This window comes from Streptomyces spiroverticillatus, from assembly GCA_014650415.1.
GTDB classification, from domain to species: Bacteria; Actinomycetota; Actinomycetes; order Streptomycetales; family Streptomycetaceae; genus Streptomyces; species Streptomyces spiroverticillatus.
In genome coordinates, this window is sequence record BMUX01000001.1 from 286,475 (window position 1) to 299,395 (window position 12,921).

The window sequence follows — 12,921 nt, forward strand, 5'->3', positions numbered from 1 at the left end:
TCAGGCGGGTGGGGCTATCCCCATCCGCCGCCGTCGTCGCCGCCCTGGTTCTGACCCTGGTTGGCCTGGCCCTGGGTCTGTCCCTGGTGCTCGCCACCGCCGCCGGTCTGGCCCTGGTTGTCACCGTTGCCGCCGGTCTGGCCCTGGTTGTTGCCGCCCTGGTTCTGGCCCTGGTTGGTCTGACCCTGGTCCTGGCCCTGGTTGTTTCCGCCCTGGTTCTGACCCTGGTTGTCGCCGCCCTGGTTCTGGCCCTGGTTGGCCTGGCCCTGGTCCTGGCCCTGGTTGTTGTTGCCCTGGTTCTGGCCCTGGTTCTCGCCGGTCGGGGGCTTGTGCTCGTCGCCCTTGTCCGGCTCCTTGTCCTCCGGCGGCTTGGTCTCCTCCGGGGGCTTGGTCTCCTTCGGGGGCGGCGGGGGCGGCGGCTCCCAGCCGGCGCCCTCCTTGATCTCCAGGTCGAACTTGGTGTCCGAGCCGCCGTCGAGTGCGCCGAGCGTGTAGTCCGCCCAGATCCGCGCCGGGAAGCTGGAGCCGTTCATCCGGCCGCCGCCGGCGGCGCCGGTGAGGGTGGTCTGGCGGCCCTTTTCCGCCTCCTCACCGAAGATGCCGATCGCGGTGGCCAGCTCCGGGGTGTAGCCGGCGAACCAGGCGGAGCGGTTGTTCTCGGAGGTACCGGTCTTGCCCGCCGCGTTGTACTTGCCGCTGCGGACTGCCTTGCCGGTGCCTTCCTGGACCACGTGCTCCAGTACGGAGGTCACGGTGTCGGCGGCCTGGCGGCTGATGCCCTCGCCGTCCGCGAAGCCCTTGGGCGTGATGGTGCGGTCCTTGTGCTCGGCCGTCTTGACGATGGACGGGACGACCTTCTTGCCGTGGGCGGCGAGCGAGGCGTACATCGCCGCCATGTCCATGGTGTTGGCCTTCATGGTGCCCAGGGCCATGGCGGGACTGGCGCCGAAGTCGCCGCGGTCCTTCATGCCCAGCTTGATCGCGGTGTCCTTCACGTGCTGCGCGCCGACGTCCACGATCATCTGCGCGAAGACGGAGTTCACCGACTTGTCGGTGGCCTCCTGGACGTCGATGTCGCCGTACGACTCGTCGTCCTCGTTCTGCGGTGCGTATCCGCCGCCGCCCTCGCCCACGACGGGCCGGCGGCTCTTGCCGCTGTAGATCGTGTTGGCGGTGATCTTCTCGCCGTCCTGGGTCTCCGACCCGTTCTCCAGCGCCGCCGCGAAGACGGCGGGCTTGAAGGTGGACGCGGGCTGGTAGTCGGTGCGGGTGGCGTTGCTGATCTGGTGCTTGAGGTAGTCCGCGCCGCCGTACAGGGCGACGACCGCACCCGTCTTCGGGTCGACGGAGGTCCCGCCCGCCTGGACGTTGCGGTCGACCTTCTTCTTGCTCTTGCGGTCGAGCTTGGACTCCAGCTGGCGGTCGACCGCCTTCTCCAGCTCCCGCTGCCGCTTCTTGTCGATGTTGAGCGTGATCGTCCAGCCGCCGGCCGCCAGCTCCTCGTCGGTGAGGTGCTCGCGGACCTTCAGCTGCTGCTCGGCGGCCTCGATCAGGTAACCGGCCTGGCCCTTCATGCCCCGGTTGGGCTGGACGGGCTTGGGCATCGGGAACGTCATCTTCGCCCGGTCGGCCTGCGGGAGCTCGCCCATCTTGACCAAGTTGTCCAGGACGTAGTTCCAGCGGTCCATGACGAGCTTCTTGTTCGTCGGGGTCGCGTTGAGGACGTCGTAGCTGCTGGGCGCCTGGAGCAGGGCGGCCAGGTAGGCGCCCTCCTCGACGGTCAGCTTGGAGGCGTCCTTGCGGTAGTACGCCTGGGCGGCGGCCTGGATTCCGGCGGCGCCGCGCCCGTAGTAGCTGGTGTTGATGTACCCGAGGAGGATGACGTCCTTGTCGTACTTCTGGTCCACCTTCAGGGAGATGACCAGCTCCTTGAGCTTGCGGGTCACCGTCTGCTCGGGCGTCAGGTAGTAGTTCTTGACGTACTGCTGGGTGATGGTCGAACCACCCTGCTTGCCCTTGCCGGAGAAGGTGTTGAGCAGACCGCGGGCGGTGCCCTTGAAGTCGATGCCGTGGTCCTCGTAGAAGGACATGTTCTCGGCGGCGACGAAGGTCAGCTGGACCTTCTTCGGGATGGTGTCCAGGGAGACGTTCTCGCGGGCGTACTCGCCGCTGCCGGTGCGGGCGATGACCGTCTTGCCGTCGCTGTACTTGTAGACGTTGCTCTGCGTCCTCGCCGAGGCGTTGCCCTCGGGGATGTCGATCGCCATGTACAGGGCGACGAAGGCTCCCATTCCCAACAGGCAGAGCCCGAAGAACGTACCCAGCACCTTCTTCCAGGTGAAGAGCCGGCGTATGCCGCTCTTCCGGGGAGCCCGCGACGCCCGGCGTGAACCGCCGGACTGCCGGGCCCTGCGCTCATCCGCTCGACCCATGGGTCAGTCGCTCCGCATCTCAGTCATCACTCGCCACACTCACCGGACATTCGCCGGATCAGCTCAGAAAGCTAACACCGCCGGATCGGACATTTAGGGGCCGATCGCACCTTTTACGGACGTGACAATCAGCACCTCCCCCTAGGGAACCGACGAACAAGCGTGCCCAAAGGTTGCCAGGTGAGGAAGAAGTTGAGGAAGTGAATCCGAATTGAGGCTTTGCCGGATCCCCGGGGCGCGTTAAAGTGATATCACTTTGCTAGACGCCCACGAGGCGCACCGAGCACAGAAACGGGGACCGCGATGACCACAGACACCCACCACACCGCCTCCGGCAACCCTCCCGGCGACGTACCCGACATGCCCGCCCCCCGCGTCACCGAGTTCGCGGCGCACAGCATCAACGGCGGCCTGGCGCTGCTCCTCGGGCTGCTCGGCGTCGTCGCCGGTGCCGGGCTGACCGTGATCGGCATCGCCGCCGACGGGGTGGGCCTCAAGGTCGCCCTGATCGTCGTCGGCATCCTGCTGTTCTTCGCCTCGATCATCGCGATGGGCGGGCTGAACATGGTGGCGCCCGGCGAGGCCCGCGTGGTCCAGCTCTTCGGCCGCTACCGGGGCACCATCCGCACCGACGGCCTGCGCTACGTCAACCCGCTCACCACGCGCCACAAGATCTCCACCCGCGTCCGCAACCACGAGACCGCGGTCCTGAAGGTCAACGACGCCTACGGCAACCCGATCGAGCTGGCCGCCGTCGTGGTGTGGAAGGTCGAGGACACCGCGCAGGCCTCCTTCGAGGTGGACAACTTCCTGGAGTTCGTCTCGACGCAGACCGAGGCGGCCGTACGGCACATCGCCATCGAGTACCCGTACGACTCCCACGAGGAGGAGGGCCTGTCGCTGCGCGGCAACGCCGACGAGATCACCGAGAAGCTGGCGATCGAGCTGCACGCCCGCGTCGAGGCGGCCGGCGTGCACATCATCGAGTCCCGCTTCACCCACCTCGCGTACGCCCCGGAGATCGCCTCCGCGATGCTCCAGCGGCAGCAGGCCGGAGCGGTGGTCGCCGCCCGGAAGCTGATCGTGGACGGCGCGGTCGGCATGGTCGAGCAGGCGCTGGCCCGGATCTCCGAGCAGGACATCGTGGAGCTGGACGAGGAACGAAAGGCGTCCATGGTGAGCAACCTCCTCGTGGTGCTCTGCGGCGACCGGGCCACCCAGCCGGTCATCAACACCGGGTCGCTCTACCAGTGAGCGAGGACGCCACCGAGGAGCCCGCACCCAGGGCCCGGCGCGAGGCCCGCAAGCAGGTGCTGCTGCGGCTGGACCCCAAGGTGTACGACGCCCTGGCCCGCTGGGCGGCGGACGAGCTGCGCAGCGCGAACGCGCAGATCGAGTTCCTGCTCCGGAAGTCCCTCACGGACGCGGGACGGCTGCCGAAGCACACGGGGCCGATCCCGCGCCGGGGACGCCCACCGAAGGCAAAACCGGAAGAACCAGAAGCAGACGAGAACTAGCAGGTGGGAGGCGGTTTCGACCGTCTCCCACCTGCTTTTTCCCCAGCTATACACACCGCGTATACGCGGTGTGTATAGTCCTCCGCATGTCCATCAGCCACACCCTGCTCGGCCTCCTGGAGGCCGGCCCCCGCCACGGGTACGACCTGAAGCGCACCTTCGACGAGAAGTTCGGGCACGACCGTCCGCTCGCCTACGGGCAGGTGTACGCGACGATGTCCCGCCTGCTGAAGAACGGCCTCGTCGAGGTCGACGGCACCGAGTCGGGCAACGGCCCCGACCGCAAGACCTACGCGATCACCGACGCCGGGATCACCGACGTCGAGCAGTGGCTCGCGAGCCCCGAGAAGCCCGAGCCGTACCTCCAGTCGACCCTCTACACCAAGGTCGTCCTGGCCCTGCTGACCGACCGCCCGGCGGGTCAGCTGCTCGACACCCAGCGCGCCGAGCACCTGCGGCTGATGCGCAACCTCACCGACCGCAAGCGGCGCGGCGACCTCGCCGACCAGCTGATCTGCGACCACGCCCTGTTCCACCTGGAGGCCGACCTGCGCTGGCTGGAACTGACCGCCGCCCGCCTGGAGCGGCTCGCCGCGGAGGTACGCCGATGACTTCCGCCGCACCCGCCGGGTCCCTCCTCACCGCCACCGGCCTGCACAAGGCCTACGGCTCCACCCCCGCCCTCGACGGCGCGTCCTTCTCCATCCACCCCGGCGAGGTCGTCGCCGTCATGGGCCCCTCCGGCTCCGGCAAGTCGACCCTGCTGCACTGCCTGGCCGGAATCGTCACCCCGGACTCCGGGCTCATCACCTACGACAACCGCAACCTCTCCGCCATGGCCGACCGCGAGCGCAGCGCCCTGCGCCGCTCCGACTTCGGCTTCGTCTTCCAGTTCGGCCAGCTCGTCCCGGAGCTGACCTGCGTGGAGAACGTCGCGCTCCCCCTGCGCCTGAACGGCGCCAAGCGCAAGGACGCCGAGCGCACCGCCCTGTCCTGGCTGGAGCGCCTGGAGGTCGACACCGTCGCCGCCCAGCGCCCCGGCGAGGTCTCCGGCGGCCAGGGCCAGCGCGTCGCCGTCGCCCGTGCCCTGGCCCCGAACCCCCGCGTGATCTTCGCCGACGAGCCGACCGGCGCCCTGGACTCCCTCAACGGCGAACGCGTCATGGAGCTCCTCACCGACGCCGCCCGCTCCACCAACGCCGCCGTCGTCCTGGTCACCCACGAGGCCCGGGTCGCCGCCTATTCCGACCGCGAGGTCGTCGTACGCGACGGCAAGTCCCGCGACCTGACCCTGGAGTTCACCGGATGAGCGCGCTCGACGACCTCCGGCTGGGCGCCAGATTCGCCGTCAACGGCGGCCGCGAGGGATGGATCCGTACGATCCTGACCGCCATCGGCGTCGGCTGCGGCGTGGCCCTCCTGCTGGTCACCTCCGCGATCCCGAACGCCCTCGCCGCCCGCGACCAGCGCGACAACGCCCGCGGCGAGTTCGTCGGCGAGCAGAGCCTCGACAAGCCGGGCCGGGACACCCTCCTCATCGGCACCGTCTGGTCCGACTACCACGATCTGTCGGTACGAGGACGAGTCCTGCGCCCCGAAGGCCCGGGGGCCCCGGTGCCGCCCGGCCTGTCCGTACTGCCCAAGCCGGGCGAACTGGCCGTCTCCCCCGCGCTGAAGGAACTCCTCGACTCTCCCGAGGGAGACCTCCTCAAGAAGCGCCTGAACGGCCCCGTCACCGCCGTCATCGGCGACCAGGGCCTGGCCGGGCCCAACGAACTCGCCTACTACCAGGGCAGCGACACCCTCGTCCGCGACGAGGCCTCCCGCATCAACCGCTTCCAGGGCTTCCCCCAGGAAGGCCTCGACCCGATCCTGATGCTCCTGGTCCTGGTCGCGTTCGTCGTCCTGCTGATCCCCGTCGCCGTACTCATCGCGGCAGCCGTACGTTTCGGGGGCGAACGGCGCGACCGCAGGCTCGCCGCGCTGCGGCTGGTCGGGGCCGACGGGCGCATGACCCGGTGGGTCGCGGCGGGCGAGGCGCTCGTGGGCGCCCTGTTCGGGCTGGTGGTGGGCGCCGGGCTGTTCTTCGCGGCCCGGTCCATGGCGGGGCTGATCACCCTGGAACGCATCAGCGTCTTCCCCTCCGACCTCGCCCCGGCGCCCGCGCTGGTGGTCCTGGTCTGCCTCGCGGTGCCGGCGGCTGCGGTCCTGGTGACGCTGCTGGCGATGCGCGGGGTGGTCGTGGAGCCGCTCGGCGTGGTCCGCACCGCCAAGCCGGTGCGCCGCCGGGTGTGGTGGCGGGTGCTGCTGCCCGTGGCGGGGCTGGCGCTGCTGCTGCCGCAGATCCGCAGGGGTGACGGAGGAGGTCACTTCGACCAGAACTTCGTCGTTCTGGGCACCGCGATGCTGCTGATCGGTGTCACGGTCCTCCTGCCCTGGGTCGTCGAAGCGGTCGTCACCCGCCTCGGCAAGGGACCCGTCTCCTTCCAGCTCGCCGTCCGCAGGCTCCAGTTGAGCAGCGGCACGGCGGCCCGGGCGGCCAACGGCATCGCCGTGGCCGTGGCCGGAGCGATCGCCCTCCAGATGCTGCTGAGCGGCACGGGCGAGCACTACACCCGGGACAACGGGGCCTCCGAGAGCGAGATGCAGGTGGCCGTCCACGCGGCCAGTCCCGCCGCCCCCGGGGCGGACCAACTGAGGAAGGACCTGGCCGCGATCACCGGCGTCGAGAAGACCTTCGCCTACGCCCGGACCGGCCTGGGCGACTCACCCTCCGGGGGCGAGCACTACGCCGACGTGACCGTGGCCGACTGCACCGCGCTGCGCGAGCTCGTGGAGCTGACGTCGTGCAAGGACGGGGACGTCTTCCTGGCAGCGGGCAAGGACCTGAAGGGATTCACACCGGGGCACGCGTACTTCCTCGACCCGGCCATGCCCGGTGAGCCCGAGTCGCGCCTGTCCTGGACGCTGCCGGCCGGCGCCCCGACGGTGCCGCTCAAGCCGGCGGTGGGCAGGTACCCGGTCAACGGCGTCTTCGCCACCCCCAGTGCGATGCCCGCGGCGGTCAAGCCCTCGTACGATCACCGCTTCACACTGAAGCTGGACCTCGGGGTGCCGAACGTCGTGGAGCACGTGCGCAACACCGCCTACGCGGCCGATCCGATGGTGCAGGCCATGGGCATGACCGACGGACAGACCGACCACCGGTACGTGCAGATCCGGCGGGGAGTCCTCGCGGGCGCCGCCTGCGTACTGCTCCTCATCGGGGCGAGCCTGCTGATCTCCCAGCTGGAGCAACTGCGCGAACGCCGCAAGCTGTTGGCTGCACTGGTCGCCTTCGGCACGAAGCGCTCGACGCTGGGCTGGTCGGTGCTGTGGCAGACGGCCCTGCCGGTGGGCCTCGGGCTGCTGCTCGCGGTCGCCATCGGGTACGGGCTGGGGGCTGTGCTGCTGCTGATGACCGGATTCCGGGTCGGCGTCGACTGGCGGGCCATCGCGTCGATGTCGGGCCTGGGCGCGGGGGTCGTCCTCCTGGTCAGCCTGCTGAGCATGCCTGCCCTCTGGCGCCTGATGCGCCCCGACGGTCTCCGCACGGAATAGGCACCCGGCACGGAAGGGCGGCCCTACGCCATCCGCACCGGCAGCCCCTCCAGCGCCCCCCGCAACGCCTTCGCGAACTCCGTGAACTCCTCCGCCCGTGCCGCCCCCGCGCGCATCGCGAGGGCGATGCGGCGGGACGGGGCCGGGTCCGCGAAGTAGCCCGTGACCAGGGCGGGGTTGCGGCCCGTCTCCACCTGGACGGCGGTGCGGGGCAGCAGGGTGACCCCGAGTCCCCCGGCCACCAGTTGGACCAGGGTGGAGAGACCGGCGGCCGTCGTCGTGACGGGGCCGCCGTCCTCCCGCCCCGCCTCCCGGCACACGTCCAGCGCCTGGTCGCGCAGGCAGTGCCCCTCGTCGAGGAGGAGCAGGTGCAGCTCGCGCAGGGCCTCGCGGGGGATGTCGTCCCGCCCGGCCAGCCAGTGCTGGTCGGGCATGACCAGGACGAAGTCCTCGTCGAACAGCGGGAGTTCGACCACCCCGGGCACCCCGAGCGGCACCGCCAGCAGCAACAGGTCCAGGCGGCCCGCCGCCAGACCGTCCACCAGTGACGACGTCTGCTCCTCGTGGACCTGCAAGTCCAGCGCGGGGTAGGCGTCGTGGACCAGCCGCAGCACCGTCGGCAGCAGGTACGGCGCGACCGTCGGGATCACCCCGAGCCGCAGCACCCCGGTGAAGGGCGCACGGACCGCCTCCGCCTCCTCCAGGAGTTCGCCGACCGCCTCCAGCACCACCCGGGCCCGTACCGCCAGCCGCTCGCCGGCCGCCGAGAGCAGCACCTTGCGGGTCGTACGCTCGACGAGCTGGACGCCGAGGGTCTCCTCCAGGGCCGAGACCGCCCCGGACAGGGCGGGCTGGCTCATCCCGAGCGCACCGGCCGCATCGCGGAAGTGCAGATGCTCGGCGACCGCCACGAAGGCCCGCAGCTGGGCCAGAGAGGGCTGCTTGCCCCTATTTACTACGGCCACTGATAGCCACCTCCGATCGGTACGAGCAAGTCTAGCTATTTCCGCTATCAATGCCCCCTGTGTCACTCTGGGGATCCGTCCACCCCCACAGGAAACCCCTGAAAAGGGACTTTCCCGATGCCACAAGGAGAGCGCGTGCTCACTGTTGGTGACCAGTTCCCCCTGTACGACCTCACCGCCTGTGTCTCCCTGGAGTCCGGCAAGGAGTTCGAGCAGATCAACCACAAGTCCTACGAGGGCAAGTGGCGCGTCGTCTTCGCGTGGCCCAAGGACTTCACCTTCGTGTGCCCGACCGAGATCGCCGCGTTCGGCAAGCTGAACGACGAGTTCGCCGACCGCGACGCCCAGATCCTCGGCTTCTCCGGCGACTCCGAGTTCGTGCACCACGCCTGGCGCAAGGACCACCCGGACCTCACCGACCTGCCGTTCCCGATGATGGCCGACTCGAAGCACGAGCTCATGCGTGACCTCGGCATCGAGGGCGAGGACGGCTTCGCCCAGCGCGCCGTCTTCATCGTCGACCCGAACAACGAGATCCAGTTCACGATGGTGACCGCCGGTTCCGTGGGCCGTAACCCGAAGGAGGTCCTCCGGGTCCTCGACGCGCTCCAGACGGACGAGCTGTGCCCGTGCAACTGGACCAAGGGCGAGAACACCCTGGACCCGGTCGCGCTGCTCTCGGGCGAGTAATTCCCCCGCAGCACGCCCGACCGTACGGACCACTGAACGGATTGATCTGACATGGCACTCGACGAACTGAAGTCCGCCGTCCCGGACTACGCCAAGGACCTGCGCCTGAACCTGGGCTCGGTCATCGGCAACAGCGACCTCCCGCAGCAGCAGCTGTGGGGCACCGTGCTGGCCTGCGCGATCGCCTCGCGCTCGCCGAAGGTGCTGCGCGAGCTGGAGCCCGAGGCGAAGGCGAACCTCTCCGCCGAGGCGTACACGGCGGCCAAGTCCGCCGCCGCGATCATGGCGATGAACAACGTCTTCTACCGCACGCGCCACCTGCTCTCCGACCCGGAGTACGGGACGCTGCGCGCCGGTCTGCGGATGAACGTCATCGGCAACCCGGGTGTCGAGAAGGTCGACTTCGAGCTGTGGTCCCTCGCGGTCTCCGCGATCAACGGCTGCGGCCAGTGCCTGGACTCGCACGAGCAGGTCCTGCGCAAGGCGGACGTCTCCCGCGAGACCATCCAGGAGGCCGTGAAGATCGCCGCGGTGATCCAGGCCGTCGGCGTCACCCTCGACTCCGAGGCCGTGCTCTCCGCGTAGCGGTACGTACGGGAAGGGGCCCACCGGCAGCGATGCCGGTGGGCCCCTTTCGCGTACGGGCTACTTCTTGAGCTGTTCCATCAGCGACCGCATGTCCGCCACCAGGACCTTCTCCCGCACCCCGGACAGGTCGGGCTCCCCCGACGGCCCGTTGTCGGCGCCCTCCGGCCGCTGCACCGTGGGCTGCACGCTCAGGGACAGGACCACGCCGCCGTCCAGGACGGACAGCTGGGACCAGGCGAACCCGTCCACCGCGCCGGAGCCGTAGTAGGCCCGGTCGCCCAGCCCCCGGACCTCCCCGAGGGGCAGTTCGTCGCCCAGTCCCGGCGCGTAGACCGCCGCGCGCTTGCTGCGTACGGCGAACTCGGGGCCCGGGTCGGTCCGGCGGTGCTGCTCGACGGTGAGGGTCACCACGTCGACGACCGTGTCGCCGGGGCGCACCCCGGCTCGGGGCCGCAGGCCGAGGGTGCACTCCATGGACACCAGTGCCGGGTCGTCGTGGAAGGACGCGGCGTCCGCCGGCGGGTTCCGCTCGCCGAACACCCGGGACAGCTCCGGCACCCGCAGGTCGCCGCAGTCGCCGTACTTCAACACATACCCGCGCTGGTTAGGGCCCTGGTCCCGGAACACGTACAGCCCGCCCGCCCACAGCGCCGACGCGACGACCGCCCCGCCGACCGCCCACACCCACGGCAGCTTCCGCCAGACCCGCGCCCGCTCGGCGAGCGTGGGCCCCTCCTCGGTGTCCAGCAGCTCGGGCCCCGGCCCCTCGTCCGGTCCCCCGACCAGCTCCGGCTCGGTTATCACGTGGCGTTTCCGTTGCCCTTCTCGTACGTACGGTCCTGGGTCGACCCGGACTCGGAGGCCGGTGGTTCGGCGCCCGGTGCCGGGGTCGGGGCGACCGCGTGGGCGGTGGCGCCGTGCGGCTTGGGGGCGGCCCGCAGGGCGTTCTCCTTGGAGTAGGCCCGCAGATAGCCGACCGCCGTGTTGAGCACCGCCACCAGCGGCACCGCGACCACCGCACCGCCGATGCCGGCCATCAGACCACCGGCGGCGACCGAGAGGACCACCGCGAGCGGATGGACCCGTACCGCGCGGCCCAGGATGAACGGCTGGAGCACGTGGCCCTCGATCTGCTGCACGGCCAGCACCACGATCAGCGCCATCAGCGCGACGAAGGGTCCCTGCACGACGAGCGCGACGACGCAGGCCAGCGCACCGGAGATGACCGCGCCGACCAGCGGGATGAAGGCGAAGAGGAAGATCACGACGGCGAGCGGCACGGCCATCGGGACGTCCAGGAAGAACAGGCCGAGTCCGATGAAGATGGCGTCGATCATGGCCACTATCACCGTGCCCCGCACATAGGCGGTCAGCGTGCGCCAGGCCCGCGGACCCGCGCCCGCCATGCCCGGACGCGCCTGGGCGGGGATCAGCTTGAGCGTCCACTCCCAGACCCTCTTGCCGTCGTACAGCAGGAAGAGGGTGGAGAACATCGCGAGCAGCATGCCCGTCATCAGCTCGACGATGACCGTGACGCCCTGGAGTCCGGCGGAGGTGATCTCCTGGACGTTGGTCCCGATCGCGTCACTGAGGTTCTTGGAGATCTCGTTGATCTGCTTGTCGGTGACGTGGAAGGGACTGTTCAGCAGCCAGTGGCGGAGGTCCTCGATGCCCTTCTGGACCTTCTCCGTGAGCTCCTGGGCGTTGTCCATGATCTGCCAGACCACGAACCAGCCGATCAGCCCCATGATCACGAAGCCGAGGATGGCGGTGAAGGCGGTCGCGAGCCCGCGCGGCAGGCCCATCTTCCGCAGCCGCGAGACCGTCGGCTGGAGCAGTGCGGTGATCAGCAGCGAGCCCATGAACGCGAAGGCGACGAGCTGCACCTGGACGATGATCTGCCCCAGCACCCAGATGACGGCGGCCAGCACCAGCAGCCGCCAGGACGCCTCGGCGGCGACCCGCAGCCCCCACGGCACGGCGGCCGCGGGCTCGGGCTTGGCGGCCACGGCGGGCGCGTAGTCGGGGGGCGGAGGAACATGATCGGGCACGTCGACCTCCGGAGCGGCCACGGCGTCGGGATCGGCCTGCGCCTGGGCGCGGCGCTCTTCCAGACGCTCTCCCATGTGGGTCAGCCGGGCGCCGAGCCCGCCGAGCCACCCTGGTGTCTTCGACATGATGCTGCTTCCTCTTCCCCCCACGGCTCCCCCCGGAGTTGACGGACCCGACCGTACACGTGCGGAGCCCCCCACCGTAGGACGGTGGAGGGCTCCGTGAAGTTGACTGCCCGGGCGACGTGTACCCGGGATCACGCTTCTCAGTACGAGTGGTTGGCCTGCCAGAAGTTCCAGGCGTCACACGGGCTGCCGTAGCGCTGGTTCATGTAGTTCAGGCCCCACTGGATCTGGGTGGCCGGATTGGTGCGCCAGTCGGCGCCGACCGAGGACATCTTGCTGCCCGGGTACGACTGGACCAGGCCGTAGGCACCCGAGGTCGGGTTCGTGGCCTTGTAGTTCCAGGTCGATTCCTTCTGCACGATGTTGCTGAAGCACTGGAACTGACCGGCCGGCACGATCTGCCGGGCGATGGCCTTGACCTCGGCGACGGTGTACGACGACTGCTGCTCGAAGGAGGAGGAGTCGCGGGAGGCGGAACGGCTCGCGACGTCCTCGTTCTGCTCGCGCTCCTTCGCCTCCTTCTCGGCCTTCTCCTTGGCGGCCTTGGCGTCGTCGGCCTTCTGCTTCTTGGCCTTGGCGTCGGAGGCGGCCTTGAGGCGGGCGGACTGCTCGGCCTGCGTCTTGGCGGCTTCGTCGGCGGCTGCGGCCTGCACGTCCGCCTGCTGCGCGACGGCGGCGGAGGCCACCTGCGCCTGCTGGCCGACGGGGATGTCCGCGAGGAGAGTCGTGTCGGCGGCGGCTGCCTCGAAGTTGTTGTCGCTCGACGACTGCGGGTCGCCCGATGCGACGCCCACGACGGCGCCGACAGTGGTGACCGCGGTGGCGGAGGCCACTGCGAATCCCCGAACCGAAATCCGGCTCACACGGTTTCCTTCCAGCAGCGTCCGGCCGGTGACCCTCGCGGACGCAATCGCACCCCTGGCGCTGTCCTCCCTACGTGCTGTGTCACGGG

12 protein-coding genes are annotated in these 12,921 nt (G+C 69.8%); 7 read left to right on the forward strand and 5 right to left on the reverse strand.

The genetic code is table 11. The features are described from left to right. Positions 1-14: 14 nt before the first annotated feature. Positions 15-2,432, reverse strand: coding sequence for a transglycosylase domain-containing protein (locus IE269_RS01330; RefSeq protein ID WP_189820789.1), 2,418 nt, complete (start codon positions 2,430-2,432; stop codon positions 15-17). A gap of 303 nt (positions 2,433-2,735) precedes the next feature. On the opposite strand from IE269_RS01330, the gene IE269_RS01335 reads away from it, so the two are divergent. The 5 genes from IE269_RS01335 to IE269_RS01355 all read left to right on the forward strand — a co-directional run bounded on the left by IE269_RS01335 (position 2,736) and on the right by IE269_RS01355 (position 7,549). Next, positions 2,736-3,686, forward strand: a complete 951-nt coding sequence (locus IE269_RS01335) for an SPFH domain-containing protein (RefSeq protein ID WP_189820790.1) — start codon at positions 2,736-2,738, stop codon at positions 3,684-3,686. After that, complete coding sequence (locus tag IE269_RS01340; RefSeq protein WP_189820791.1) at positions 3,683-3,949, forward strand: type II toxin-antitoxin system antitoxin; 267 nt, start codon at positions 3,683-3,685, stop codon at positions 3,947-3,949. Before IE269_RS01335 ends, IE269_RS01340 begins: the two co-directional genes overlap by 4 nt. Before the next feature lie 86 nt (positions 3,950-4,035). Continuing rightward, positions 4,036-4,560, forward strand: a complete 525-nt coding sequence (locus IE269_RS01345) for a PadR family transcriptional regulator (protein ID WP_189820792.1) — start codon at positions 4,036-4,038, stop codon at positions 4,558-4,560. Further along, positions 4,557-5,258: an ABC transporter ATP-binding protein gene (locus tag IE269_RS01350; protein ID WP_189820793.1), complete on the forward strand. Its 702-nt coding sequence runs from the start codon at positions 4,557-4,559 to the stop codon at positions 5,256-5,258. Before IE269_RS01345 ends, IE269_RS01350 begins: the two co-directional genes overlap by 4 nt. Then, positions 5,255-7,549, forward strand: coding sequence for an ABC transporter permease (locus IE269_RS01355; protein ID WP_189820794.1), 2,295 nt, complete (start codon positions 5,255-5,257; stop codon positions 7,547-7,549). Before IE269_RS01350 ends, IE269_RS01355 begins: the two co-directional genes overlap by 4 nt. Positions 7,550-7,572: 23 nt before the next feature. Here IE269_RS01355 and IE269_RS01360 read toward each other — a convergent pair whose 3' ends face one another. Then, positions 7,573-8,514: a hydrogen peroxide-inducible genes activator gene (locus IE269_RS01360; RefSeq protein ID WP_189820795.1), complete on the reverse strand. Its 942-nt coding sequence runs from the start codon at positions 8,512-8,514 to the stop codon at positions 7,573-7,575. A 135-nt stretch (positions 8,515-8,649) separates the two neighbouring features. On the opposite strand from IE269_RS01360, the gene IE269_RS01365 reads away from it, so the two are divergent. Continuing rightward, positions 8,650-9,204 carry a peroxiredoxin gene (locus IE269_RS01365; RefSeq protein WP_189820796.1) on the forward strand — a complete coding sequence of 185 codons (555 nt, stop codon included), beginning with the start codon at positions 8,650-8,652 and terminating at the stop codon, positions 9,202-9,204. Positions 9,205-9,255: 51 nt separating this feature from the next. Further along, positions 9,256-9,789 carry an alkyl hydroperoxide reductase gene (locus IE269_RS01370; protein ID WP_189820797.1) on the forward strand — a complete coding sequence of 178 codons (534 nt, stop codon included), beginning with the start codon at positions 9,256-9,258 and terminating at the stop codon, positions 9,787-9,789. A gap of 60 nt (positions 9,790-9,849) precedes the next feature. Here IE269_RS01370 and IE269_RS01375 read toward each other — a convergent pair whose 3' ends face one another. The 3 genes from IE269_RS01375 to IE269_RS01385 all read right to left on the reverse strand — a co-directional run bounded on the left by IE269_RS01375 (position 9,850) and on the right by IE269_RS01385 (position 12,832). Beyond that, complete coding sequence (locus IE269_RS01375) at positions 9,850-10,596, reverse strand: hypothetical protein (RefSeq protein ID WP_189820798.1); 747 nt, start codon at positions 10,594-10,596, stop codon at positions 9,850-9,852. Next, positions 10,593-11,969, reverse strand: coding sequence for an AI-2E family transporter (locus IE269_RS01380; RefSeq protein ID WP_189820799.1), 1,377 nt, complete (start codon positions 11,967-11,969; stop codon positions 10,593-10,595). The genes IE269_RS01375 and IE269_RS01380 overlap by 4 nt, the downstream gene beginning before the upstream one ends. Before the next feature lie 140 nt (positions 11,970-12,109). After that, complete coding sequence (locus IE269_RS01385; RefSeq protein ID WP_472941457.1) at positions 12,110-12,832, reverse strand: aggregation-promoting factor C-terminal-like domain-containing protein; 723 nt, start codon at positions 12,830-12,832, stop codon at positions 12,110-12,112. Positions 12,833-12,921: the final 89 nt, after the last annotated feature.

Bases quoted from the DNA above. Each gene is read 5' to 3' on its own strand.
- IE269_RS01335 (WP_189820790.1), top strand. From the start codon at position 2,736: ATGACCACAGACACCCACCACACCGCCTCCGGCAACCCTCCCGGCGAC.
- IE269_RS01330 (WP_189820789.1), bottom strand. From the start codon at position 2,432: ATGGGTCGAGCGGATGAGCGCAGGGCCCGGCAGTCCGGCGGTTCACGC.
- IE269_RS01345 (WP_189820792.1), top strand. From the start codon at position 4,036: ATGTCCATCAGCCACACCCTGCTCGGCCTCCTGGAGGCCGGCCCCCGC.
- IE269_RS01370 (WP_189820797.1), top strand. From the start codon at position 9,256: ATGGCACTCGACGAACTGAAGTCCGCCGTCCCGGACTACGCCAAGGAC.
- IE269_RS01350 (WP_189820793.1), top strand. From the start codon at position 4,557: ATGACTTCCGCCGCACCCGCCGGGTCCCTCCTCACCGCCACCGGCCTG.
- IE269_RS01380 (WP_189820799.1), bottom strand. From the start codon at position 11,969: ATGTCGAAGACACCAGGGTGGCTCGGCGGGCTCGGCGCCCGGCTGACC.
- IE269_RS01355 (WP_189820794.1), top strand. From the start codon at position 5,255: ATGAGCGCGCTCGACGACCTCCGGCTGGGCGCCAGATTCGCCGTCAAC.